The sequence below is a fragment of the Pseudomonas sp. SLFW genome (genome assembly GCF_009905615.1).
Taxonomy (GTDB): Bacteria; Pseudomonadota; Gammaproteobacteria; order Pseudomonadales; family Pseudomonadaceae; genus Aquipseudomonas; species Aquipseudomonas bambusae.
The window spans coordinates 367,067-392,015 of the sequence record NZ_JAAAKW010000004.1 but is presented as its reverse complement, the minus strand read 5'-3'; the positions used below and the strand labels follow the sequence as shown (position 1 = coordinate 392,015).

The window sequence follows — 24,949 nt, the reverse complement described above, 5'->3', positions numbered from 1 at the left end:
AGAAGTAAGCGAGAAGTTGTAACAGGCTTTTACACTACACAGTGTAGTTTCAAGCTTGCACGAATGGCAAAGAGAAGTAAACTGCTCGGTGTAATTTTCTCGCTGGCGATCATTCCCAGCCTCACCTTTCCAGAAGCGATGCCATGACTGCGCCCCAACGACTGACTGACCGAAAACGTGAATCCATCGTGCAGGCAGCGATTGCCGAATTTCGCGACAACGGTTTCGAGGTCACCAGCATGGACCGCATCGCCGCTCGGGCTGAGGTGTCCAAGCGCACTGTCTACAACCATTTCCCGAGCAAGGAAGAGTTATTCTCGGAAATGCTCCATCGCTTATGGGCACGGGCCACGGCACAGCCTGAAGCCATTTATCGGCCTGGCGTGGCCTTGCGCGATCAACTGCGCGACTTGCTCGACGCCAAGATGAAAACCCTGGCCGACAGCAATTTCCTCGACCTCGCACGGGTCGCCATCAGTGCCACCATCCACTCCCCCGAACGCGCCCAGGCGTGGGTCAACCGCCTCAACGAACGCGAAGAGACGTTCACTGTCTGGGTGCGAGGCGCCCAGCAGGACGGCCGTTTGAAAGCCGTCGAGCCAGGGTTCGCTGCGTCGCAGATTCACGCGTTGCTCAAGGCGTTCGCGTTCTGGCCGCAGGTCACCCTCAACGAACCGATCCTGACGCCCGAAAAACAGGCGTCCGTGGTGGAGTCGGCGCTGGACCTCTTCCTCTGTTGGTACGAAATACCGTTGCAGGCCCCAACCGTTTAGCGGTTGGCCGCCACGCGCTCTACGATCTGCCGACGCGCTTCCAGCCCAGCGGCCGCACGCTGCTGGGCGAGGGCAAGGATGTGAGCGGGCGCGGTGTCCGGACGACCTGAATCGAACGGCTGCGCGGGTGCGTATTCGATTTGCAGCTGAACGGCCTGCGCGGTGTCTGCATCGAAGAGTTCGCTGATCAGGGTCAGGGCGAAATCGATCCCCGCCGTTACGCCGCCACCGGTCATCAGGTTGCCATCCCGAACGACACGTTCATGAACCGGAATCGCCCCGAATTTCTCCAAGAGGCTGTGAGACGCCCAGTGCGTGGTCGCGCGCTTGCCTTCCAGCAACCCTGCCGCGCCCAGCACCAATGCACCGGTGCAGACCGAGGTCACGTATTGCGAGTTTTTTGCCTGGTGCTGGATGAACGCGAGGGACTCGGCATCATCCAGCAACGCGTCGATGCCCACGCCGCCAGGCACGCAGATGACGTCAAGGTCCGGGCAGCTTTCATAGGTTTGGGTCGGAATCAGGCTGAGACCGGTGCTCGACAGCAAGGGATCGAGGTTTTTCCAGACCAGGTGCACCGTGACGCCCGGCAGGCTGGCGAACACGTCATAAGGACCGGTGAGGTCGAGTTGTTGAACCTTGGGAAAGACCAGCAGGCCGATGTGCAGGGTCATGAGGGTGGCTCCTGATTGAGTGAAGTGGACGAATTCACTGTAGCGAGATAGGCTCTGGCGGATACGCCATTCAGCCCACATTTTCCGCCAACCCTGTAGTTGAGTCCGGCCATGACCCACGCCCTCAGAGCCATCCATATTCTGGCCTTCCCCAATGTGCAGTTGCTTGATGTGACCGGGCCGTTGCAGGTCTTCGCGTCGGCCAACGAACACGCAGTGGAACAAGGCTTCGAAACCCCGTACGCCCCTGCCGTCATCGCCAGACAAGAAGGCAGCGTCGTGTCTTGGGCGGGCCTGGGTCTGCACACGCAACCCCTGCCCGAAACGCCCTCTGACACCTTGATCATTGCGGGTGGTCGCGGGGTTCACACCGCGTTGAAGGATCAGACGCTGGTGCAATGGGCGCGTGATCAGGCGGCAGGTGCGCGGCGGGTAGCGTCGGTCTGCACTGGCGCCTTTTTGCTGGCGGAAGCGGGGTTGCTGGACGGGCATCGCGTGGTGACCCATTGGGACAGTTGCGACCAACTGGCTCAGCGCTACCCGGCCTTGCAGGTCGACCCCGACCCGATCTTCATCAACGAAGACGCGCTGTGGACCTCGGCAGGCGTGACGGCGGGCATCGACCTGGCACTGGCGATGGTCGAAGCCGATCTTGGACGCCCGGTGGCACTGGCCGTGGCGCGGGACCTGGTGGTGTTCCTCAAACGGCCAGGGGGACAATCGCAGTTCAGCACCGCGCTGTCGATGCAGCACGCCACGCGCAGTCAGGACAGCCGCTTTGGCGATTTGCACGCCTGGATGCTCGACAACCTCGCGAGCGACCTTTCCGTCGCCACCCTCGCCGCCCAAGTGGGCATGAGTGAACGCAGCTTCGTCCGCCATTACCGCGCCCACACCGGCAACACCCCGGCCCGCGCCATCGAACAGCTGCGGGTCGAAGCGGCGCGCCGGTTGTTGGGAGACAGCGCCTTGCCGATCAAACGCATCGCCGACCGTTGCGGTTTCGGCACCGAAGAAACCCTGCGCCGCAGCTTCATGCGCGCGGTGGCGGTCACGCCGCAGGCGTATCGGGAGCGGTTTAGTGCGGGGTGAATGTCGCCAATCCCAAGGACGAGCGTAATCCTCCTGTAGGAGCGAATTCATTCGCGAGGCAATGGTGCATCCGAAGAAGACGTGTTGGATGCACCACCGATCGCGAATGAATTCGCTCCTACAGAAAATTGACCATGCGACGTCGAAAAGAAATTAATTTTCATAAATTGATATTTTTATCAGTTTTCGTGTAGTTTAATTTTCATCACGAACTCAGAGATAAAAATAATGCCTGCCTGTGATCGTCGTTTTTCGACCCCTGCTGCACCCCGCTCCCCTTTTGCGACACCCACTGCCGAGACTGTTTTCATCGCTGAACCCCGTTCGGACTGACCTCCGCCGTGCTTCCGCCTGACTGACCCTTTTCTCTGCAAGGAACCGTTGCATGCCTCCGTCTACCGGCCTGTCCCTGTTGATCTACGCCGCGATCGCGATCATTGCCCTGATCGTGCTGATCGCCCGTTTTCGTCTCAATCCGTTCGTCGTCATCACCTTGGTGTCGGTGGGCCTGGCGCTGGTCGCCGGGATGCCCGCCACATCGGTGGTCGCCTCCTATGAGGGCGGGGTCGGCAAGACCTTGGGCCACATCGCATTGGTGGTGGCGCTGGGCACCATGCTTGGCAAGATGATGGCCGAGTCCGGGGGCGCCGAGCGGGTGGCGCGGACGCTGATCGACCGCTTTGGCGAGCGCAATGCCCATTGGGCCATGGTCTGCATCGCCTTTCTGGTGGGGCTGCCGCTGTTCTTCGAAGTGGGCTTTGTGCTGTTGGTGCCGATTGCCTTCACCGTGGCGCGCCGGGTCGGGGTGTCGATTCTGATGGTCGGCCTGCCGATGGTCGCGGGCCTCTCGGTGGTCCATGCACTGGTGCCGCCTCACCCCGCCGCGATGCTGGCGGTCCAGGCCTATCAGGCGTCGGTGGGCCAGACCCTGTTCTACGCGATCCTGGTCGGCATCCCGACGGCAATCATTGCCGGGCCGGTGTACGCAAAATTCATCGCACCGCGCATTCACCTGCCGGACGAAAACCCGCTGGCCAAACAGTTCCTCGACCGCGAACCGCGCAAACAATTGCCCGGTTTCGCGATCACCATGGCGACCATTCTGCTGCCGGTACTGCTGATGTTGCTGGGGGGCTGGGCCAACCTGCTGTCGACGCCGGGCAGCGCCTTCAACAGCTTTCTCTTGTTCGTCGGCAACTCGGTGATCGCCCTGCTGCTGGCGACCTTGCTGAGTTTCTGGACCTTGGGGATTGCTCAGGGCTTCGGCCGTGATTCGATCCTCAAGTTCACTCAGGAATGTCTGGCGCCGACGGCGAGCATTACACTGTTGGTCGGCGCCGGTGGCGGCCTGAACCGGATTCTGGTGGACAGCGGCGTGACCAACGAAATCGTCGGGCTGGCCCAGGATTTTCACCTCTCGCCGCTGCTCATGGGCTGGCTGTTCGCCGCATTGATGCGCATCGCGACCGGCTCGGCCACCGTGGCCATGACCACCGCGTCGGGCATCGTCGCGCCGGTGGCCATGGGCCTGGGTTATCCGCACCCGGAGTTGCTGGTGCTGGCGACGGGCGCGGGCTCGGTGATCTTTTCCCACGTCAACGACGGCGGGTTCTGGCTGATCAAGGAGTATTTCAACATGACCGTGGCACAGACCTTCAAGACCTGGACGGTACTGGAAACGCTGATTTCGGTGATCGCGTTCCTCCTCACCCTCGGCTTGGCACAGGTGCTCTGAGTGGACATTCTTTACCAAATTCGCGCCCGGCAGGATTCGTTCAGCGCCGGTGAAGGCCGCATTGCCAGGCTGATTCTGAGCGATGTCGCTTTCTCGGCCAGCGCCAGCCTCGACGAGTTGGCCGCCCGTGCCGAAGTCAGCAGCGCCACGCTGTCGCGCTTCGCCCGCTCGGTGGGCTGCAAGGACCTGCGCGATCTGCGCTTGCAACTGGCCCAGGCCAGCGGCGTCGGCAGCCGTTTTCTCAAGCCGGAACAGGCGCCCGAGCAGTCGGCGTTTTTCAGCCAGATCGTCGGCGACATCGAATCGACCCTGCGCCAGCACCTCGCCGGATTCGACGACGCGCGCTTCAAGGCTGCCGTCGCCCTGCTCACCCCCGCGCGCATGATTCACAGCTTCGGCATGGGCGGTTGTTCGAGCCTGTGCAGCGAGGAATTGCAGACCCGTCTCGTCCGTCTTGGCTACCCCATCGCCGCGTGCCGCGACCCGGTGATGATGCGCCTGATCGCCGCCACCCTGGGTCCCGACCACAGCCTCATCGTCTGCTCCTTGAGTGGGCTGACCCCGGAGCTATTGGACGCCGTGACCCTGGCCCGCAGCTACGGCGCGAAGATTCTGGCAATCACCCTCCCCAGCTCGCCACTGGCGCCGTTGGCAGACGTGCTGCTGCCGCTGCAAATCGCCGAAACCAATTTCATCTACAAACCCACGGCGGCGCGCTACGGCATGCTGCTGACCCTCGACGTGCTCGCCACCGAGCTGGCGCTGATCGCCCCTGACGAGAATCAGGAACGCCTGCGCCGCATCAAGCTGGCCCTCGATGATTACCGCGGCGGCGACGACGGCCTGCCGCTTGGAGACTGACCCATGCTTTACGACCTGATCATTCGCGACGCGCTGGTGATCGACGGCAGCGACACGCCGGGCTACCGCGCCGATGTGGCGGTGCATGACGGGCGCATTCAGCGCATCGGAGATTTGAGCGGCGTCTCGGCCCGAGAAAACATCGACGCGGCCGGTCGGGTGCTGGCGCCAGGCTTCATCGATGTGCACACCCACGACGACACGGTGGTGATTCGTCAGCCAGACATGTTGCCGAAAATCACCCAGGGCGTGACCACGGTGATCGTCGGCAACTGCGGGATCAGCGCCTCGCCCGTGACGCTGGCGGGCGACCCTCCTGACCCGATGAACCTGCTGGGCCCGGCGAAGGCATTTGCCTATCCGCGCTTTCGCGATTACCGCGATGCCGTGAACAAGGCCCGTCCGGCGGTCAATGTCGCTGCGCTGATCGGCCATACCGCGCTGCGCAGCAATCATCTGGACGACCTGTTCCGCACCGCCCGCCCGGCAGAAATCCGTGCCATGCGCGAGCAGTTGCGTCAGAGCCTGGAAGACGGCGCGCTGGGGATGTCCACCGGCCTGGCTTACGCCACCGCGTATTCGGCGGAAACCGATGAAGTGAAGCAACTGGCGGAAGAGCTGACGGCGTTTGGCGCGGTTTACACCACCCATCTGCGCAGCGAGTTCGAGTCGGTGCTGGAGGCGATGGACGAGGCATTCGACATTGGCCGCCACACCAAATCGCCGGTGGTGATTTCGCACCTGAAATGCGCAGGCGCGGGGAATTGGGGGCGCAGTCCTCAGTTGTTGGCGTCGCTGGAAAACGCCGCGCTGACCCACCCGGTCGGCTGCGATTGCTACCCCTACGCCGCGAGTTCATCGACGCTGGACTTGAAGCAAGTGACCGACGCGTTTCGTATCACCATCACTTGGTCTACACCGCATTCGGATCAGAGTGGACGCGATTTGAAAGACATCGCGGCCGACTGGGGCCTGTCGCTGCTCGATGCCGCCCGTCAGCTGCAACCGGCGGGCGCGGTGTATTACGGGATGGACGAGAACGATGTGCAGAACATCCTGAAACATCCCCTTTCCATGATCGGCTCCGACGGCCTGCCGGAAGACCCGTTCCCGCACCCGCGTCTCTGGGGCGCGTTTCCACGGGTGTTGGGGCATTTCAGTCGCGACCTTGGGGTGTTCCCGCTCCACCGGGCGCTCCACAAGATGACCGGACTGACCGCCACCCGCTTCGGGCTGCATGAGCGTGGGTTCGTGCGCGAAGGCTATTGGGCGGACCTGGTGCTGTTCAACCCCAAAACGGTGCGAGACGTCGCGGACTTCAAGGAGCCGAAACGCGCCGCAGAGGGCATTGACGGCGTGTGGGTGAATGGACGATTGAGCTATGCCGAGGGCAAACCGCAGGGTGAGCGGCAAGGCCGGTTTTTGCCCCGGAGCGGGTCGCTGGTGGCAGGCTTTACCCAAACCTGAGACTCACTGCGCCGGTCACGGCCTTTCGCGAATACATTCGCTCCCACAGAAGAATGCGGTCAACCTGTGGGAGCGAATTCATTCGCGAAGGCGTTGGGTCATCCGGCGACTATTTTCGACCTATCCAAGAATGAGACCTCGGCACTCACCAAACCCGATACTCACCTCGCCATCCTTGCGGCAGCGGCCCTTGAGGATCACTTCATCCCCTGCTTCCAGAAACTTCCGCGTCTCGCCGCTGGGCAACTCGACCGCGTGCTTGCCGCCTTCGGTCATCTCAAGCAGGCTGCCGAACTGCCCCGTCTTTGGCCCCGACAGCGTGCCGGTGCCGAACAGGTCGCCCGGCTGCAACTGACAACCGTTGACGCTGTGGTGGGTGACCATTTGGGCGAAGGTCCAGTACATGTTCAGGGTGTTGCTCACCGCCAGACGATGAGGCGGCAAACTCTGTGCCTTCATCTGCGCAGTCAGCAGGAGCACTTCCAGTTCCATATCGAGCGCGCCCTGCTGCTGGTCCTGTTCATCGAACAGGTAATCCAGCGGCTTGGGGTCATCTTCCGGCCGCTTGGGCTGCGCGGTGCGGAACGGTGCCAAGGCCTCGGCCGTCACCACCCACGGGGAGATCGTGGTGCTGAAGCTCTTGGAAAGAAACGGCCCGAGTGGCTGGTATTCCCAGGCTTGCAAGTCCCGAGCGGACCAGTCGTTGAGCAGGCAGAAACCGGCAATGTGATCACCGGCGTCGGCAATGCCAATCGGCTCACCGGCCTCATTGCCCGGCCCCATCCACACGCCCAGCTCCAGTTCGTAGTCCAGGCGTTTGCTCGGCCCGAAGGTCGGCACTTCTGCGCCCGGCGCAAGGGTCTGGCCGTTAGGGCGTTTGACCGGCGTGCCCGACACACGGAGCGTCGAGGCGCGACCATGGTAGGCAATCGGCACGTACTTGTAGTTCGGTAGCAGCGGGTTGTCCGGACGGAACAGCTTGCCGACGTTCATCGCGTGATGAATGCCGACATAGAAATCGGTGTAATCCCCGACCTGTGCAGGCACGTGCAACTGGCAGTCGCTCATCGGCACCAGCAACGCCTCACCCAGCGCCTGCAAGCGTTCCCGGTGCGGGCAGTTTTCATCCAGCAGTTCCAGCAGTTCGCGACGTAGCGCCTGACGCGGCGCAGCCCCCAGTGCAAAAAAGGCATTTAATTGACCGCGACTGGCGGCTTCGGCGGCTTCCCGCGAGCCCTCACCGAACACGCCCGCATCAAGGGCGGTGCGCAAGTCCAGGATACGGTCGCCGATGGCCACGCCACCGCGCCGGTTGCCGTCCGCACGACTGAACACGCCAAACGGCAGGTTCTGCAATGGGAAATCAGGGTGGTCGTTGGCAGAGGTCACCCAACTACGCGAAAGATGGGAAGTGCTCATCGTTGGCCGTCCGTATCGAAAGGTTTGAAGGTTCTGGCGATGCCGCTCCAGCAGGCATCGTAGTCGCTTTGCAATTGCGGGCACTCCAGCGCGTGGTGGCTGGGGCGCAAAGGTTTGCCGGTCTCGAACATGAAGGCCATGGTCTGCTCGATCTTGTGCGGTTTGAGGTCGGCGGCCATGGCTTTTTCAGCGGTGGCGTTGTCCGGACCGTGGGCGCTCATGCAGTTGTGCAGCGACACACCGCCGGGCATGAAGCCTTCGGCTTTGGCGTCGTAGGCGCCGTCGATCAGGCCCATGAATTCGTTCATCAGGTTGCGATGGAACCACGGCGGCCGGAAGGTGTTCTCCGCCACCATCCAGCGTGGCGGGAAGATCACGAAATCGACGTTGGCCTGCCCGTGGGTCGGACTGGGCGAGGTCAGTACCGTGAAGATCGACGGGTCCGGGTGGTCGTAGCTGACGGTGCCGATGGTATTGAACAGCCGCAGGTCGTACTTGTACGGCACATTGTTGCCATGCCACGCCACCACGTCGAACGGCGTGTGCTCAAGGGTGGTTTCCCACAGTTCGCCGAGGAACTTCTGCACCAGCACGGTGGGTTGCGCACTGTTTTCAAAATGCGCGACAGGCGCCAGGAAATCCCGAGGGTTCGCCAGGCCATTGCTGCCAATCGGCCCCAGGTCCGGCAAACGCAGCGGGCTGCCGTGGTTCTCGCACAGGTAGCCCCTCGCCTGCCCGTCGAGCAAGTGCACACTGAATTTCAGCCCGCGCGGGATGACGGCGATTTCCTGCGGCGCGATGTCCAGCAGCCCCAGCTCGGTGATCAGGCGCAAACGGCCCAGTTGCGGAACGATCAGCCACTCGCCGTCAGCGTTGAAGAACGCCCGCTCCATGGACTGATTGGCGGTGTAGATGTAAACGCTGACGCCTTCGGCGTGGTCCGCCGCCGAGGTGCTGGCCAACGCAACCAGGCCGTCGATGAAATCGGTCGACGCGATGGGCATGTCGAAGGCGTTCCAGCGCAGGCGATTCGGGGTGATCGGGCCTTGCTGCCCGCCACCGGTGATCTGCCGTTCAAGACGCTCAAAACGCGGGTGCGCGGCGGACGGCGCAATGCGGTACAGCCAAGTGCGACGGGCCTCGGCGCGGGAAACGGTGAAGGCCGTGCCCGAGAATTGCTCGGCGTAGAGCCCGAGAGGATGGCGCTGCGGGGAATTCTGGCCCACCGGCAATCCGCCAGGCACCGCCTCGCTGCTGAATTGATTGCCGAATCCGGACTGGTAGCTCAACGCCTCGAATGCAGGTGGGGTGAACATCTCGACCTCATATTTTTATTTTACGTAACCAGATTACGCATAACGTAATTTGAGTTTGCGGAACGGTCAAGCTATAAGACAGCACTTTCAGACCGGCGCCTTGACCCATGACAGACGATTCCGCATCCCCTGCAATCCCGCGCCAACAGAAGGTGCAGTCCGCCGAAGTGGGCGTTGGCATTCTCAAGGCACTCGCCGAACTGGCTCCCGCCACGTCGCTGTCGAAGCTCGCGGAACACGTCGCCATGCCCGCCAGCAAGGTCCATCGCTATTTACAGGCCCTGGTGGACAGTGGGTTCGCCGAGCAGGACCCGGTCACCAACCATTACCGCCTCGGACGCTCTGCGTTGCAGGTGGGGCTGGCGGCGCTAAGCCAGCTGGACGTGCTGAAAACCAGCGCCTCGGCGTTGATCGAATTGCGCGACGAGCTCAACGAGACCTGCTTTCTGGCGGTGTGGGGCAACAAGGGGCCGACCGTGGTGTACGTCGAGCAATCCTTGGGCGCGGTGACGCTGGTGACCCAGATCGGCTCGGTGCTGCCCCTGCTCAGTTCGTCCACGGGGTTGGTGTTCGATGCGTTTCTCTCGACTGCCGAAACCGCTGCCCTGCGTGAAGCCGAATCGGCCAGCCTCAACGCGAAGCAGCTCAAGGAGATCGACCGCCACCTCAAGGAAATCCGCAGCACCGGCGTGCACCAGATCCACGGGCTGTTGATGGAAGGGGTCAATGCGGTGTCGTCCCCCGTGTTCAGCATGGGGAACAAACTGGCGGGCGTGATCACGGTGGTGGGCTCGGCGTCGGTGTTCACGGATCAACGCCAGACGGCGGCTGCGGGGAAATTGCGGCAGACGGCGCAGATCATCAGCGAGCGGATGGGCGGGGAAATGCCGAAAGGCTAAGCCCCCGGGATTCACGCCGGACACAGATCCTGTGGGAGCGAATTCATTCGCGAAGCGGTGTTCCTGACGACACATTTTCAGGGTCCGCACGGGCTATTCGCGAATGAATTCGCTCCCACAGTAAAACCCCGTCAGGCCTGGATTTTGCGGGCTTCCCGAACACCTGTGGGAGCGAATTTATTCGCGAAGCGGCATTCCAGACGACACATCTTTAGCGTCTGCACGGGCTATTCGCGAATGAATTCGCTCCCACAGTTGATGCCGCGTCTGGCACTGAATGTTGCGGCGCCTCCGACAGTTGAAATGGCATCAACAATCAATTTCAACCGCTGACTCTCAATCCGCCGTCAGCACCCCACGGCGCAGTTGATCGCGCTCGATGGATTCGAACAGCGCCTTGAAGTTGCCCTCGCCGAAGCCGTCATCACCCTTGCGCTGGATGAATTCAAAGAACACCGGCCCCATCAGGGTTTCCGAGAAGATTTGCAACAAAAGACGCTGATTGCCACCTTCCGACGTGCCGTCGAGCAAAATCCCACGTGCCTTCAACTCATGTTCCGGCTCGCCATGACCCGGCAGGCGCCCTTCTAGCATTTCGTAATACGTCTCCGGTGGCGCGGTCATGAAGCGCATGCCCAAGGCTTTCAAGCGGTCCCAGGTGTCGATCAGGTCTTCGGTGAAGAACGCGACGTGCTGAATCCCTTCGCCGTTGAACTGCATCAGGAACTCTTCGATCTGCCCCGCGCCCTTCGACGACTCCTCGTTGAGGGGGATGCGGATCATGCCGTCGGGCGCCGTCATCGCTTTCGAAGTCAGGCCGGTGTATTCGCCCTTGATGTCGAAGTAACGGATTTCACGGAAGTTGAACAGCTTTTCATAGAAGTTCGCCCAGTACGCCATTCGGCCGCGATAGACGTTGTGCGTCAGGTGATCGATGAATTGCAGCCCTGCCCCTTCAGGGTGACGCTCGACACCTTCGATAAACACGAAGTCGATGTCGTAGATCGACGTGCCCTCGCCAAAACGGTCGATCAGGTACAGCGGCGCACCGCCAATCCCTTTGATCGCGGGCAGGCGCAGCTCCATCGGCCCGGTGCCGATTTCAATCGGTTGAGCGCCGAGTTCCAGTGCGCGTTTGTAGGCCTGTTGCGAATCCTTCACCCGGAACGCCATGCCGCACACGGAAGGACCGTGCTCGGCAGCGAAGTAGGACGCTTCGCTATGAGGCTCGTTGTTGAGGATGATGTTGATCGCGCCCTGGCGGTAAAGCGCCACGTTCTTGGAACGGTGGTTGGCGACTTTGGTGAAGCCCATCATCTGGAACACGGGTTCGAGGGTGTTGGGGGTTGGCGAGGCGAATTCAATGAATTCGAAGCCCATCAGGCCCATCGGGTTTTCGTAGAGATCAGTCACGGTCTTGCTCCTGCTAAAAAGTGAAATGCACGGCGGCGAGGATCACTGTTCAGCGGGTGGCGCGCAGGGAATGCCCCGAACGCTGCGGGCGAGGAAGTCGCCGAAGATCAATTGCAGACCGAAGATTTTCATGTAGGAAAGGTTACTCCGGCTTATCGGATTGCGCATCAGGATGCGCTGTTTGGAAGGCGGGGTGAGGCAGCGCCAGCGCTTCGACCCGGCAAATACGCGGGAACGCCGCCAGATCGACGTTGAACCGGCGCGCGGCATACAGCTGCGGCAGCAAATAGACATCAGCCAGACCGACGGCCCCGAAGCAGAACCCCTCGTCGCCGATCAGCGCCTCGACGGCCTTGAAGCCTTCAGTGATCCAGTGGCCGATCCAGGCGTTCACATCGCCTTCGTCATGGCCCAGGCCACGCAGACGATTCAGGACGGCAACGTTGTGCAGCGGATGAATGTCGCAACCGATCAGCGCCGCGACTTCACGATGTCGGGCACGCTGGAATAAATCGTCAGGCAACAGTGACGGTTGCGGGTAGCGCTCTTGAAGGTATTCGATGATGGCGGGCGACTGAATGATCACCTCGCCCTCTTCCAGACGCAGCGCCGGCACGCGGCCCTGAGGATTGACCGCCAGATAATCAGCCTTGCGATGCTCGCCGCCGTCGCGGATCAGATTGACGGGAATGGCGTTGACCTCAAGCCCTTTCAACGCCAGCGCAATGCGCACGCGGTAGCTGGAGGTCGAGCGGTAGTAGGTGTAGAGATCCACGGGCAGGCCCTGCTTTTTTGTTATTTTCGTAAACGGTTTACGCTGTGCGTAAGTTGCGACATATCCCCGTGAGAGTCAAGGTCAGGCCCACCCCTCCAACCGCAACGTCGCTCTTACCAACCGCTGCTCCTCGTTTTCAATCTCCCGCAGGTTCTCGCAAATGCTCTGAATGTGCGCGACGGCGGCCTTGCGCGCCTGCTCCGGCAGCCTTCCTGTCACCGCGTTGTAAAGCCTGGCGTGATGCCGGTCGATCTGGCGTTTCTGCTCATGCCGGTGATACAGGTTGTTGACCGAGGCAAACACGGTATTGAGCAGCAAATCCGTCAGCGAACGGAGGGTCTGCACCAGCACCGGGTTGTGGGAAGCTTCGCAGATGGCCAGGTGAAACGCGTGATCGAGCCGAGCGTGTTCGGGCGCAGGCAGTTCGTGATCGTGAGCGGCAACAAGGGCATCGTAGGCGCGGGTGATGAGGACAAAATCGGCGTCCGTCCCTCGCAGCGCCGCCAGCCGTGCGGACTCCCCTTCCAGCAGGCTGCGCACTTCGAAGAGGTCGTACAGGGTGCGCGGTTGCGAGGCGAACAGGTGCATCATTGGGGAAGCCGCGGTGACGCCCAGGCCGCCCATTTGCGCAACGAACGAGCCTTGGCCGTGGCGGGTGTCGATGATGCCCCGGGCACGCAAGAGTTTGAGCCCTTCGCGTAGCGCCGTGCGGGACACGCCGAGTTTTTCAGTCAGACGACGTTCGGAGGGCAGCAATTGCCCGACCTTGAGCACACCGTCGACGATCAGCCGCTCGATGCGTTCGCTGACCACGTCGGCGACCTGTTGCGGACGTTCTGGTTTGAGGGTGTCCATGGTTTATGACGCCTTGCAAGAGGGTGAATACCGCGCATCTCCCGGCCTTCGACGCTCGCCGACAGTGGTATGACCAGCACTCATTGAGAGAGGCTTAAAACATGCGACGCTTAACAACCCATTGATTTGATGATGTTTTGTTCAATCACATTGTGCAAACGCCAAAAAAAACTGGTTCGACCAGTGCGTTCAGACATGGACAGTAAATCCCGCGCAGCCAATGATGCAAGTCAGCCCTAGAACGTTCCCACCGTGAACGGGCCTTAATCAATAAGAACAAAACAGGGTTGCGAACCCCACCATGAATATTCTGTACGACGAACGCGTCGACGGCGCGCTGCCTGCCATCGACAAGGCCCAGCTGCTACAGGCCCTGCAGACCCGCCTCCCGGATCTGGACATCCTCCACCGCGAGGAAGAACTGCGCCCCTACGAATGCGACGGCCTCTCCGCCTACCGCACCACGCCGATGCTGGTGGTGTTGCCCGAGCGGGTCGAGCAGGTGCAGACGCTGCTCAAGGTCTGCCACGAACGCGGCGTACCGGTGGTGGCACGCGGGGCGGGCACCGGACTGTCCGGCGGCGCGCTGCCGCTGGAAAAAGGCGTGCTGCTGGTGATGGCACGCTTCAACAAGATTCTGCACATCGACCCCGCCGGACGTTTCGCCCGCGTGCAACCCGGCGTGCGCAACCTGGCGATTTCCCAGGCCGCAGCGCCGTATGACCTTTATTACGCCCCCGACCCGTCCTCGCAAATTGCCTGCTCCATTGGCGGCAATGTCGCGGAAAACGCCGGTGGCGTGCACTGCCTCAAATACGGCCTGACCGTGCACAACCTGCTCAAGGTCGACATCCTGACGGTCGAGGGCGAGCGCATGGTATTGGGCTCCGATGCGCTGGACACCCCCGGTTTCGACCTGCTGGCGCTGTTCACTGGTTCCGAAGGCATGCTTGGCATCATCACCGAGGTCACGGTCAAACTCCTGCCCAAGCCGCAAGTGGCGCGGGTGCTGCTGGCAGCCTTCGATTCGGTGGAAAAAGCCGGGCGCGCCGTGGGCGACATCATTGCCGAGGGCATCATTCCTGGCGGGCTGGAAATGATGGACAATCTGGCGATTCGCGCCGCTGAAGACTTCATTCACGCCGGTTACCCGGTGGACGCCGAAGCGATTCTGCTGTGCGAACTCGACGGCGTTGAGGCCGATGTGCACGCCGATTGCGATCGCGTGCGGGCCGTACTGGAAAAGGCCGGGGCCACGGAGGTGCGTCAGGCCAAAGACGAGGCTGAGCGCGTGCGCTTCTGGGCCGGTCGCAAGAACGCCTTCCCTGCCGTGGGTCGGTTGTCGCCGGATTACTACTGCATGGACGGCACCATCCCGCGTCGGGAATTGCCGGGCGTGTTGAAGGGCATTTCCGCGCTGTCCGAGGAATACGGACTGCGCGTGGCCAACGTTTTCCACGCGGGCGACGGCAACATGCACCCGTTGATTCTGTTCGATGCCAACCAACCCGGCGAACTGGACCGTGCCGAAGCCTTGGGCGGCAAGATCCTCGAACTGTGCGTGAAGGTCGGCGGCAGCATCACCGGCGAACACGGCGTGGGTCGCGAGAAAATCAATCAGATGTGTGCGCAGTTCAACAGCGACGAACTGACCCTGTTTCATTCGGTAAAAGCGGCATTCGACCCCGGCGGCATGCTCAACCCCGGCAAGAACATTCCGACCCTGCATCGCTGTGCGGAATTCGGCTCGATGCATGTGCACATGGGCAAGCTGCCCTTCCCTGAACTGGAGCGTTTCTGATGGGTGCCGAACGTCAATTGAACCTCAGCGCGTCGGACCGCGACGCCAGCGACGTGCTGCTGGAACAGGTCAATCAGGCCATTCAAGTGGGGCTGCCGCTGCGCATTCAGGGCGCCAACAGCAAAGCGTTTCTCGGTCGCGAAGTGGCGGGTGAAGTGCTCGACACTCGCATGCATCGTGGGATTGTGACGTACGACCCGACTGAACTCGTGATCACCGCCCGCGCCGGAACCCCGCTCAGTGAGTTGAATGCCGCGCTTGAGGCGGCGGGCCAGATGCTGCCGTGTGAGCCACCGACCTACAGCGACGGTGGCGTGACCGACGCGACGGTAGGCGGGATGATTGCAGCCGGGCTGTCGGGGCCGCGTCGGCCCTGGTCCGGTTCGGTGCGGGATTTCGTTCTCGGGACTCGCGTCATCACTGGCCTGGGCAAGCATCTGAAATTCGGCGGCGAAGTGATGAAAAACGTCGCAGGTTATGACCTGTCGCGCCTGATGGCGGGCAGTTTCGGCTGCCTCGGCGTGATCACCGAGGTCTCGCTGAAAGTCCTGCCCAGGCCTCGGCTGTGCACCAGCCTCGCGCTGGAAATGGACAGCGTTCACGCCCTCGCCCGCCTGGCAGAATGGGGCCAGCAACCGCTGCCGATCAGCGCGGCGAGCCATGACGGGCGCGTGCTGCGATTGCGTCTGGAAGGTGGCGAAGGCTCGGTGGCCGCCGCTCACGATCGTCTCGGTGGCGAGTCCATCGACCCGATTTACTGGAGCGCACTGAACGAACATCGGCTGGATTTCTTCACCGACGGCCGCCCGCTGTGGCGCCTGTCGTTGCCGACCAACACCGGGGTGCTGGACCTGCCGGGGGATCAACTGATCGACTGGGGCGGCGCGCAACGCTGGCTGAAAACCGACGCGCCGGGCAGCGATATTCGCGCCCTCGTCAGCGCGGTCGGCGGCCATGCGATCTGTTACAGCCATGGTCTGGACGACAGCCCGTTTCAGCCATTGGCGGAGCCACTCTTGCGCTATCACCGCCAGCTCAAGGCGCAACTCGATCCGCACGGAATCTTCAATCCGGGCCGAATGTACGCGGAGATCTGACCATGCAGACCACCCTGAGCGAACACGCGAAAAACCTGCCCCGCGCCGTAGAAGCGGAAAGCATTCTGCGCAGTTGCGTGCATTGCGGTTTCTGCAACGCCACGTGCCCGACCTATCAATTGCTGGGCGACGAGCTGGACGGCCCGCGCGGCCGGATCTACCTGATCAAGCAGGTGCTGGAAGGCAAGGAAGTCACCGAGAAAACCCAGCTGCACCTCGACCGCTGCCTGTCCTGCCGCAACTGCGAAACCACCTGCCCCTCCGGGGTGAATTACCACAACCTGCTGGACATTGGCCGGGCGGTGGTCGATGCCGCCGTGCCGCGGCCGATGAGTCAGCGCGTGATGCGGGAAAGCCTGCGTGCCGTGGTGCCGAACGCCGGGCTGTTCAAATCCTTGACCCAGATGGGCAACGCGTTTCGGCCACTGCTGCCCGGCGCGTTGAAGGACAAGCTTCCGGGCCAGATTCGTCCGGCCAAGGCGCGTCCCACCCAGCAGCACGCCCGTCAGGTGTTGATCCTCGAAGGCTGCGTGCAGCCAGGCCTGTCGCCCAACACCAATGCGGCGACAGCGCGGGTGCTGGATCGACTGGGCATCAGCGTCAAATCCATCGCTCAGGCCGGATGCTGCGGCGCGGTGGATTATCACTTGAACGCGCAGGCGCAAGGCCTGGAACGCGCCCGTCGCAACATCGACGCGTGGTGGCCGAGCGTGCAGGCCGGGGCCGAAGCCATCGTGCAAACGGCCAGCGGCTGCGGGGCGTTCGTCAAGGATTACGGGCACATGCTGCGGGACGACCCCGCCTATGCCGACAAGGCGGCGAAGATCAGCGCGCTGACCAAGGACCTGGTGGAAGTGATGCGCGCCGAGCCGCTGGAAAAACTCGGCGCCTGCACCAGTGCCAAGCTGGCGTTCCACTGCCCTTGCACGCTGCAACACGCGCAGAAATTGGGGGGCGCGGTGGAGTCGGTCCTGACGCGGCTGGGCTTCAACCTGACCGCCGTGCCTGACAGTCACCTATGCTGTGGCTCGGCGGGCACCTATTCGATCACCCAGCCGGTGCTCTCGAAGCAACTGCGCGACAACAAAATGAACGCGCTGGAAAGCGGCAACCCGGAGGTCATCGCGACCGCCAACATCGGTTGTCAGACCCATTTGGCCAGTGCCGGGCGCACCCCGGTCAAACACTGGATCGAACTTATCGAAGACGCCTTGCATCCCAGTTGATCACGGGCCGTCTTGCACACTGACCACACCCCTAAGGAGCGCTGCATGAAAACCAAAGCCGTATTGACCCAGACCGAAGTCACCCAGATCCTCGCTGCTGCCCGTGCCGAGGCGCAGGCCAATGGATGGGCGGTGTCGATTGCCGTGACCGATGACGGCGGCCACCTGCTGGGCTTCGAACGCCTGGACGGCTGCGCGCCGATCGGCGGCTACATCGCCATCGAAAAAGCCCGCACCTCGGCGCTGGGTCGTCGCGAATCCAAGGGCTATGAAGAAATGGTCAACGGCGGGCGCACCGCGTTCGTGACGGCGCCTTTGCTGACGTCGCTGGAAGGTGGCGTGCCGGTGATTGTCGGTGGCGAGACCATCGGCGCGGTGGGCGTGTCAGGGGTAAAGGCCGATCAGGACGCGCAGGTGGCCAAGGCTGGCGTGGCGGCCGTGAACGCAGGTTAAGTAGCTGCCACGCTTTTGATTTTGCCCGGAGGGCGTAGGAGCTGGCTTGCCTGCGATCTGCCAGGAACTGGCAGTAAAACCGGTGTATGCGGTGTGCCTGGCACAACCGAGTTCGCAGGATTTGCTGCCGCTTCGCGCCAGATCGTAGGCAAGCCAACTCCCACGGTCTTCGGCCAGAATCACGTCCGTCGGGCAGAGACAAAACTGCGTAGTTTCATTCAGTATTTTTTAACGAGGACCCCGAGATGACCGAATTCGTCAACAGCCACAACCTCAAGGTGGCCGCCAATCTGAAACGCTTTGTCGACGAGGACGTGCTTCCCGGAACCGGGTTGAGCCCGGAGGTGTTCTGGGCCGATTTCGATTCGCTGGTCCACGACCTGGCGCCGATCAACCGCGAGCTGCTGGCCGAGCGTGATCGCTTGCAGACCCAGCTCGACAAGTGGCACAAATCCAACCCGGGCCCCGTCACCGACATGCCCGCGTACATCGCCTTTCTCGATTCCATTGGCTACCTGCAACCGGTGCCCGATACCGTCCAGGCGACCACCAGCAAGGTCGATATCGAAGTCAGCGAACAAGCCGGTCCGCAACTGGTAGTACCTGCGGCCAACGCGCGCTACGCCCTTAACGCCGCCAACGCCCGCTGGGGTTCGCTGTACGACGCGCTGTACGGCACCGACGCCATTTCCAGCGCCAATGGCGCCGAGATCAAGGCCGGTTACAACCCGTTGCGGGGCGCCAAGGTGATCGCGTTCGCCCGCGCGCTGCTCGACGAGGCCGCCCCGCTCGCCTCCGGTTCCCACGTCGACGCCAAAGCCTACGCCGTGGACAGCGGCGCGCTGATTGTGACCCTCACCGACGGCAGCCAGTCGCCGCTCGCTCAGCCTGAAAAATACGTTGGTTATCAGGGTGATCTCGCACAGCCCACGGCGATTCTGCTGAAGAACCACGGCCTGCACATCGAAATCCAGCTCGACCCCACCAGCCCTATCGGCAGCTCCGATCCGGCAGGCATCAAAGACCTGCTGCTGGAAGCCGCGCTGTCGACCATCATCGATTGCGAAGACTCGGTGGCCGCCGTCGATGCCGACGACAAGCTGGTGATCTACCGCAACTGGCTGGGCCTGATGAAAGGCGACCTGACCGAGGAACTGGTCAAGGGCGGCAAGACGATCATTCGCCGCCTGAACCCTGACCGCGAATACGTGGGCGCGGACGGCGGTCGGCTGACCTTGCACGGTCGCTCGCTGCTGTTCATTCGCAACGTCGGCCACCTGATGACCAACCCCGCGATCCTGTACGACGGCAACAAGGAAATTCCCGAAGGCATTCTCGACGGCGTGATCACCAGCCTGATCGCCCTGCACGACCTCCACGACCGCACCAACTCGCGGACCGGCAGTGTGTACATCGTCAAACCGAAGATGCACGGCCCGGCGGAAGTGGCGTTCGCCGATCAGTTGTTCGGTCGCATCGAAGACGTGCTGAAGGTCCCGCGCAACACCCTGAAAATGGGGATCATGGACGAGGAACGGCGCACCAGCGTCAACCTCAAGGCCTGCATCAACGCGGCCTCGGCGCGGGTCGCGTTCATCAACACCGGTTTTCTGGACCGCACCGGCGATGAGATGCACACCTCGATGGAAGCCGGGCCGATGCTGCGCAAGGGCGACATGAAAGCCACCCCGTGGATCAAGGCCTACGAGCGCAACAACGTGCTGGTCGGACTGGCCTGCGGTTTGCGCGGTCGGGCGCAGATCGGCAAGGGCATGTGGGCGATGCCGGACCTGATGGCCGACATGCTGGAACAGAAAATCGGCCATCCGCAAGCTGGTGCGACGACTGCGTGGGTGCCTTCGCCGACGGCGGCGACGCTGCATGCGCTGCATTATCACAAGATCGATGTGAAGGCCGTGCAGCAGACGCTGGAGAACATCGATCTGGACAGCGAGAGCGAACAGATCCTCCTGGACTTGCTGAGCATCCCGGTCGCTGCCGATCGGAAATGGACACCCGAGCAGATTCAGCAAGAAGTCGAAAACAACGCCCAAGGCCTGCTAGGCTACGTGGTGCGTTGGGTCGAGCAAGGGGTGGGCTGTTCGAAGGTGCCGGACATTCACAACGTCGGCCTGATGGAAGACCGCGCCACGTTGCGCATTTCCAGCCAGCACATTGCCAACTGGCTGCGCCATGGCGTGATTCATGAGCATGAGGCGATGGAAACCCTCAAGCGCATGGCCAAGGTCGTGGACAAACAGAACGCCGGGGACCGGGCCTATAAACCGATGACCGAGAATTTCGAAAAATCAGTCGCGTTCCAGGCGGCGTGCGCACTGGTGTTCAAAGGCTGCGCGCAACCGAGCGGGTACACCGAACCGCTGTTGCACGAATTCCGATTGGCGTTCAAGAAGGAAGAGTGATTCTCAACGGCTGAAACGCGGTTCTACTGTAGGACGAATTTATTCGTGAAAGGCCAGTACATTCGATGCACATGTGTCGTCTGCAACGCCGTTTCGCGAATGAATTCGCTTCTCCAGATCGTTCAGTGACCGGCTGCGATCAGGTACTTTCCCGCACCACCAGCTCAAATCCCAGGTCCACCTGTTCCTCCTGCACATTGCCGTCCAGCAACCCGAGCAGCAATTGCGCGGCGCGCTGGCCGACCTGTTCGCGGGGGGTGCGGATCGAGGTCAGGCGCGGGACCATGTGCGCCGAACCCGGCAAATCGTTGAAGCCGATCAGCGACACTTGCTCAGGAATTTTAATGCCCCGACGCAGCGCTTCCAGCGTCGCGCCCTGAGCCAAATCGTCGTTACAGAAGAAAATCCCGTCAACGTCCGGGTGCGCCTCCATCAACTGCGCGAACATCTCCCCGCCCAACCCGATCGATGACGGCATCGGCGTGGAAAACTGCAACGCCTCGTCATACAGCCCTTCCGCTTCCAGCGCCCCGCGAAACCCGGTGCCACGCTGGATCACTCGCGGGTCCAGTTGCGCCGACACATAAGCCAGCCGCCGACGCCCGCGACTCAACAGATGCCGCGCCGCTTCGGCCCCCGCCTGCTGCTGCGAAAACCCCACGCAGGGCTCGCCACGCTCAGGGTCGAGTTCCATCATGTGCACGCACGGCACGCCGCTGGTGGCCAACAAAGTCTGCGCCGCCTGGCTGCGGTCAAAACCGGTCAGCAAAATGCCTCTTGGGCGATTCGCCAAATGACTGCGCAGCAGGTTCTCTTCTTCGACCGGCGAGTAGTGATAGTTGCCGATCACCACCTCAAGCCCGCGAGGGCGCAATACGGTCTGAATCGCTTCGAGAGTTTCGATGAACAGCTGGTTGGACAGCGACGGCACCAGCACCACCACCGACTGACTCTGCGAGGACGCCAGAGCCCGGGCGGCAGGGTTGGCGACATAGCCTAGACTCAGCGCAGCCGCCCGCACCTTCTCCACCAGTTCTGGCGCGACCGTGGCCACGCCGCGCAGGGCTCGGGACGCCGTAATGGGCGAGACAGCGGCCAGTTTTGCGACTTCATTCAAGGTAGGACGACCGGTGGAGCGGGAACCAATGCGTGTCATGCGTTGCCAACTGATTGGAAGTGAAAGCGAAGGGGTTGCGATTGTGTCGGATGGGCTCTAAGGTAGCGCTATCTCACGGAGGCCCGCAACTTCTTCGACCCATGCGTCGAATGGAGCCTATGCATCTCATGGATAAGCGAGATACCCATAACAATGACTACACCCGGAAACAGTCTTGCCGGACTTGCACACCATCCGACAAAGACAGCGCTGTCTTCGGGAAGAGGTTTTTATGACGACTGCTCCACACGCTATCTCCGCCCTCGTGATCATGGGCGTTTCAGGCTGCGGCAAAAGTGCCGTGGGTGCTGAAATCGCCAAACACAGCGGTGGCCGCCTCATCGAAGGCGACGCCTTTCACCCCAAAGCGAACATCGAGAAGATGAGCGCTGGCCATCCCCTCAATGACGAAGACCGCGCAGGCTGGCTCACACGTCTGGGTGAAGAAGTCGCCGCCGCGCTGCGCAACGGCGAAAAGCCGATTCTCACCTGCTCCTCCCTCAAGCTGATTTACCGAGACCGCCTGCGCGCTGCCGTGCCGGGCCTGGGCTTCGTGTTTCTTGAGCTGACCAAAGAACTCGCCACCGAGCGTTGCGCCCACCGTCCGGGCCATTTCATGCCTGCCAGTCTGGTGGACAGCCAGTTCGCTACTCTCGAACCGCCGTACGGTGAAGACCGCACGTTGGTGGTGGACGCGACGAAATCGATCGAAACCATTGGCGTGGAAGCCGCCGACTGGTGGAAAGCCTCGCAAACCCCATCTGCCAACGCTCTCACCGGCTCCTGATTCAGGATCAGGCGTGAGCGACAAAGATAGCGCTGTCTTTTCAAGTACACACGGCAGTGAACAACAGCGTTGAGCAGTAGCTCCAAAAAAACAAAATACAACGGAGAGACACCCCATGTTCGGTATGACTCAAGAGACGTATCTACTCGTCGATGCGTTGGTGACCATCATTGGCCTCGTGCTATTGATCACCAAGTTTAAAGTCCACCCTTTTATTGCACTGACCATTGCAGCCGGTTTCCTCGGTCTGACCTCCGGGATGCCGGTCGACAAAGTCATGAAATCGTTCCAGGACGGTTTTGGCGGCGTGCTGGGCTTCGTCGGTATCATCCTCGGCCTGGGCACCATGCTCGGCAAGCTGATGGCCGATTCCGGCGGTGCCGACCAGATCGCCCAGACGCTGATCCGCCGCTTCGGCAAGGATCGCGTGCATTGGGCCATGATGTTTTCGGCGTTCCTCGTCGGCATCCCGCTGTTCTTCGAAATCGGTTTCGTGCTGTTGATCCCGTTGGTGTTCATCGTTGCCCGTCGCAGCGGCGTGTCCATCGTCAAGATCGGCATCCCGCTGCTGGCCGGTCTGTCCGCCGTTCACGGCCTGGTGCCCCCGCACCCGGGTCCGTTGCTAGCCATCGGCATCTTCAACGCTGACATCGGCAAGACCATTTTCTACGGCCTGATCGTGGCGTTCCCGACGGCAATCATTGCCGGTCCGATTTTCGGCAAGTGGATCGCCAACCGCATCCCCGGCAACCCCAACAAGGAGCTGATGGACCAGATCGCCAAGGAATCCACCAGCGAGAATCTGCCAAGCTTCGGCATTACGCTGGTGACCATTCTGCTGCCCGTGTTCCTGATGCTGCTGAAGACCTTCGCGGACGTGGCGCTGCCGAACGGCCACATCTTCCGCATCTGGATGGACTTCATCGGTCACCCGATCGCCGCCCTGCTCTTCGCCCTGCTGCTGGCGTTCTACACCTTCGGTTCGGCCCGTGGCTTCAGCCGCGAGCAGATCATCAAGCTGCTGGACCAGAGCCTCGCCCCGGTCGCGGCCATCGTGCTGATCGTCGGTGCGGGCGGTGGCTTCAAGCAAATGCTGGTGGACAGCGGCGTCGGCAACCTGATCGGTCACATGGCCGTTCAGGCGCAGATCTCGCCGATCCTGCTGGCGTGGCTGGTAGCCGCGGTGATTCGTGTGGCCACCGGTTCCGCGACCGTGGCGACCATCACCGGTGCCGGTATCGTTGCGCCGGTCGTGGCGCTGGTGCCAGGCGTCAACCGTGAGCTGCTGGTGCTGGCCACCGGCGCGGGCTCGCTGATCCTGTCCCACGTGAACGACGCCGGTTTCTGGCTGGTGAAGCAGTACTTCAACATGACCGTGGTCGAGACCCTGAAAACCTGGACCGTGATGGAAACCATCCTGTCCGTGGTCGGCATCATCCTGATCATGCTGTTGTCGTTGGTGGTCTGATCCGCTGATCCGCTGACCGCTGCACACGCTTCGCAACACCCCATGCCCACCCTCGCGGTGGGCATGTCAGTTCTGAATCCCTCCCGATGCTTGAGCGCCCTCCATAGGCCGTCCTATACGTGCTATTCCCCCAAATGGTGGACATAACACTATTTCTTTCCTCGCGTTCTCACTTTGCCGTCACACAATTCGGAAGTCTCCTACACTGCTCTAGGAGATCGCGCACAGGCAATTCCGCGAAAAATTTCATCGCCGCCCGGCACGAGTTCTTTGCAATAAATGCGAAAGGAGTGTGCAATAGGCGCCGCTCCGGATTTGGCTATGGAAGTCATAGCCAATCTGTAGGGGACTTACTGCACCAAAGCAGGCAAAAATTCGTGTGCCAGTTGGCCTCAGGGAAACCCCGCCAATGACAAGAAGATGAACCTGGGGAATTAAAAACGTACCAACGGCGTCATACTGATGAACGCATTTGGATGCACTCGGCAATAACCACCACCCAAAGGCTAACGCCAGCCTCCTGGTAGAGGCGCTTCAAGAGGCCATCAAGGAAAAGATTATGTTGATACTCACCCGCAAAGTCGGCGAAAGCATAAACATTGGTGACGAAATCACTGTCACCATTCTGGGCGTTCAGGGCCTTCAGGTCAGACTCGGCATCAACGCGCCGAAGAACGTTTCAGTGCACCGTGAAGAAATCTACAAACGTATCCAAGCCGAGATCGCGCCAAACCAAGAGCCACAACAGTAAGCCAACCCGGTTCATCTTCTTAAGTACGTCGTCTGCCACTGCCCGGTGACAGACAAAAAAGAAACGGCGCATGCCCCGGCGCCGTTTTTTTTCGCGTAAGTTTTGGATCCATGAGACGTTCACGCTCAAGACGCGAAGCTCAGACTAAAACGGCGACCACTCCAGAGAGTGCCCGCCGTATTGATCACCGGAACCCAAGCCAATCAGTGAAGTGACGTGACCTGCTGGACGATCTTGTCCTTGGCCAGCAAACGTTTTTCCTTGAGTTTCTTTAGCTGGTCGTCCGAGACATCCCCCGCAGACCCCGCCTCTGCCTTGACGATATCGGCATCCAGCGTTTCATAGTCATCCACCAACTGATTGAGCTTGGCATCTTTGCTCCGATGCTTGCCCAGTTCGTCCCGGGTGATGTTCAAATCGGCGTACAAATCGTGCTTGACGGGCATGGTGCGCTGCTCCTCTGACTGCGGATGTTGAAGTATTGAGGGTAGCTCACGGCAAAGGTTCG

The 24,949-nt window shown here is 61.5% G+C and carries 22 protein-coding genes; 14 read left to right on the top strand and 8 right to left on the bottom strand.

The window, feature by feature from the left end; all coding sequences use genetic code 11:
• Positions 1 to 143 precede the first annotated feature (143 nt).
• Positions 144 to 773 carry a TetR/AcrR family transcriptional regulator gene (locus tag GVN17_RS10180; RefSeq protein WP_166595121.1) on the top strand — a complete coding sequence of 210 codons (630 nt, stop codon included), beginning with the start codon at positions 144 to 146 and terminating at the stop codon, positions 771 to 773.
• Here the strand turns inward: GVN17_RS10180 and GVN17_RS10175 are convergent.
• A complete protein-coding gene (locus GVN17_RS10175) occupies positions 770 to 1,447 on the bottom strand; it encodes a DJ-1/PfpI family protein (protein WP_166595120.1) in 678 nt (225 codons plus the stop codon). The two genes, GVN17_RS10180 and GVN17_RS10175, sit on opposite strands and share 4 nt — an antisense overlap.
• Before the next feature lie 111 nt (positions 1,448 to 1,558).
• Here GVN17_RS10175 and GVN17_RS10170 point away from each other — a divergent pair, with 111 nt between their 5' ends.
• The 4 genes from GVN17_RS10170 to GVN17_RS10155 all read left to right on the top strand — a co-directional run bounded on the left by GVN17_RS10170 (position 1,559) and on the right by GVN17_RS10155 (position 6,602).
• Positions 1,559 to 2,539 (top strand): GlxA family transcriptional regulator, encoded by a 981-nt coding sequence (locus tag GVN17_RS10170; RefSeq protein ID WP_166595119.1) that lies wholly within the window; start codon positions 1,559 to 1,561, stop codon positions 2,537 to 2,539.
• Between the two features lie 385 nt (positions 2,540 to 2,924).
• Positions 2,925 to 4,274: a gluconate:H+ symporter gene (locus GVN17_RS10165; RefSeq protein ID WP_166595118.1), complete on the top strand. Its 1,350-nt coding sequence runs from the start codon at positions 2,925 to 2,927 to the stop codon at positions 4,272 to 4,274.
• Positions 4,275 to 5,135 (top strand): MurR/RpiR family transcriptional regulator, encoded by an 861-nt coding sequence (locus GVN17_RS10160; RefSeq protein WP_166595117.1) that lies wholly within the window; start codon positions 4,275 to 4,277, stop codon positions 5,133 to 5,135.
• A gap of 3 nt (positions 5,136 to 5,138) precedes the next feature.
• On the top strand, positions 5,139 to 6,602 hold the full coding sequence (locus tag GVN17_RS10155) for an amidohydrolase family protein (RefSeq protein ID WP_166595116.1): 1,464 nt from the start codon (positions 5,139 to 5,141) through the stop codon (positions 6,600 to 6,602).
• 120 nt (positions 6,603 to 6,722) lie between these two features.
• On the opposite strand, the gene fahA is transcribed toward GVN17_RS10155, so the two are convergent.
• Both fahA and hmgA read right to left on the bottom strand, forming a co-directional pair.
• On the bottom strand, positions 6,723 to 8,021 hold the full coding sequence (fahA, locus tag GVN17_RS10150) for a fumarylacetoacetase (RefSeq protein ID WP_166595115.1): 1,299 nt from the start codon (positions 8,019 to 8,021) through the stop codon (positions 6,723 to 6,725).
• Positions 8,018 to 9,337, bottom strand: coding sequence for a homogentisate 1,2-dioxygenase (gene hmgA, locus GVN17_RS10145; RefSeq protein ID WP_166595114.1), 1,320 nt, complete (start codon positions 9,335 to 9,337; stop codon positions 8,018 to 8,020). Before hmgA ends, fahA begins: the two co-directional genes overlap by 4 nt.
• 107 nt (positions 9,338 to 9,444) lie before the next feature.
• Here hmgA and GVN17_RS10140 point away from each other — a divergent pair, with 107 nt between their 5' ends.
• The gene (locus GVN17_RS10140; RefSeq protein WP_166595113.1) at positions 9,445 to 10,236 is read left to right on the top strand and encodes an IclR family transcriptional regulator; all 792 of its coding nucleotides are present in this window, start codon (positions 9,445 to 9,447) and stop codon (positions 10,234 to 10,236) included.
• Positions 10,237 to 10,572: 336 nt separating this feature from the next.
• Here GVN17_RS10140 and hppD read toward each other — a convergent pair whose 3' ends face one another.
• The 3 genes from hppD to glcC form a co-directional block, all read right to left on the bottom strand.
• The gene (gene hppD, locus GVN17_RS10135; RefSeq protein ID WP_166595112.1) at positions 10,573 to 11,649 is read right to left on the bottom strand and encodes a 4-hydroxyphenylpyruvate dioxygenase; all 1,077 of its coding nucleotides are present in this window, start codon (positions 11,647 to 11,649) and stop codon (positions 10,573 to 10,575) included.
• A 142-nt stretch (positions 11,650 to 11,791) separates the two neighbouring features.
• Positions 11,792 to 12,424, bottom strand: a complete 633-nt coding sequence (gene maiA, locus GVN17_RS10130) for a maleylacetoacetate isomerase (RefSeq protein ID WP_166595111.1) — start codon at positions 12,422 to 12,424, stop codon at positions 11,792 to 11,794.
• Between the two features lie 81 nt (positions 12,425 to 12,505).
• On the bottom strand, positions 12,506 to 13,279 hold the full coding sequence (gene glcC / locus GVN17_RS10125) for a transcriptional regulator GlcC (protein ID WP_166595110.1): 774 nt from the start codon (positions 13,277 to 13,279) through the stop codon (positions 12,506 to 12,508).
• A gap of 301 nt (positions 13,280 to 13,580) precedes the next feature.
• On the opposite strand from glcC, the gene glcD reads away from it, so the two are divergent.
• The 5 genes from glcD (at position 13,581) to GVN17_RS10100 (ending at position 20,279) form a co-directional block, all read left to right on the top strand.
• Positions 13,581 to 15,080 (top strand): glycolate oxidase subunit GlcD, encoded by a 1,500-nt coding sequence (gene glcD, locus GVN17_RS10120; protein WP_166595109.1) that lies wholly within the window; start codon positions 13,581 to 13,583, stop codon positions 15,078 to 15,080.
• On the top strand, positions 15,080 to 16,177 hold the full coding sequence (gene glcE / locus GVN17_RS10115) for a glycolate oxidase subunit GlcE (protein ID WP_166595108.1): 1,098 nt from the start codon (positions 15,080 to 15,082) through the stop codon (positions 16,175 to 16,177). Before glcD ends, glcE begins: the two co-directional genes overlap by 1 nt.
• A gap of 2 nt (positions 16,178 to 16,179) precedes the next feature.
• A complete protein-coding gene (gene glcF, locus GVN17_RS10110; protein WP_166595107.1) occupies positions 16,180 to 17,403 on the top strand; it encodes a glycolate oxidase subunit GlcF in 1,224 nt (407 codons plus the stop codon).
• Between the two features lie 45 nt (positions 17,404 to 17,448).
• On the top strand, positions 17,449 to 17,856 hold the full coding sequence (locus tag GVN17_RS10105) for a heme-binding protein (RefSeq protein ID WP_166595106.1): 408 nt from the start codon (positions 17,449 to 17,451) through the stop codon (positions 17,854 to 17,856).
• Positions 17,857 to 18,101: 245 nt separating this feature from the next.
• Positions 18,102 to 20,279, top strand: a complete 2,178-nt coding sequence (locus tag GVN17_RS10100; protein WP_166595105.1) for a malate synthase G — start codon at positions 18,102 to 18,104, stop codon at positions 20,277 to 20,279.
• A 139-nt stretch (positions 20,280 to 20,418) separates the two neighbouring features.
• On the opposite strand, the gene GVN17_RS10095 is transcribed toward GVN17_RS10100, so the two are convergent.
• Positions 20,419 to 21,435, bottom strand: coding sequence for a LacI family DNA-binding transcriptional regulator (locus GVN17_RS10095; protein WP_166595104.1), 1,017 nt, complete (start codon positions 21,433 to 21,435; stop codon positions 20,419 to 20,421).
• Positions 21,436 to 21,706: 271 nt separating this feature from the next.
• Between GVN17_RS10095 and GVN17_RS10090 the strand changes: the two genes are divergently transcribed.
• The 3 genes from GVN17_RS10090 (at position 21,707) to csrA (ending at position 24,441) form a co-directional block, all read left to right on the top strand.
• Positions 21,707 to 22,222, top strand: coding sequence for a gluconokinase (locus tag GVN17_RS10090; protein WP_166595182.1), 516 nt, complete (start codon positions 21,707 to 21,709; stop codon positions 22,220 to 22,222).
• 115 nt (positions 22,223 to 22,337) lie between these two features.
• Entirely contained in the window at positions 22,338 to 23,690 is a 1,353-nt protein-coding gene (locus GVN17_RS10085; RefSeq protein WP_166595103.1) for a GntP family permease, read from the top strand.
• A 559-nt stretch (positions 23,691 to 24,249) separates the two neighbouring features.
• Positions 24,250 to 24,441 (top strand): carbon storage regulator CsrA, encoded by a 192-nt coding sequence (gene csrA / locus GVN17_RS10080; RefSeq protein ID WP_166595181.1) that lies wholly within the window; start codon positions 24,250 to 24,252, stop codon positions 24,439 to 24,441.
• A 203-nt stretch (positions 24,442 to 24,644) separates the two neighbouring features.
• On the opposite strand, the gene GVN17_RS10075 is transcribed toward csrA, so the two are convergent.
• A complete protein-coding gene (locus tag GVN17_RS10075) occupies positions 24,645 to 24,887 on the bottom strand; it encodes a DUF465 domain-containing protein (protein WP_166595102.1) in 243 nt (80 codons plus the stop codon).
• Between the last annotated feature and the right edge of the window lie 62 nt (positions 24,888 to 24,949).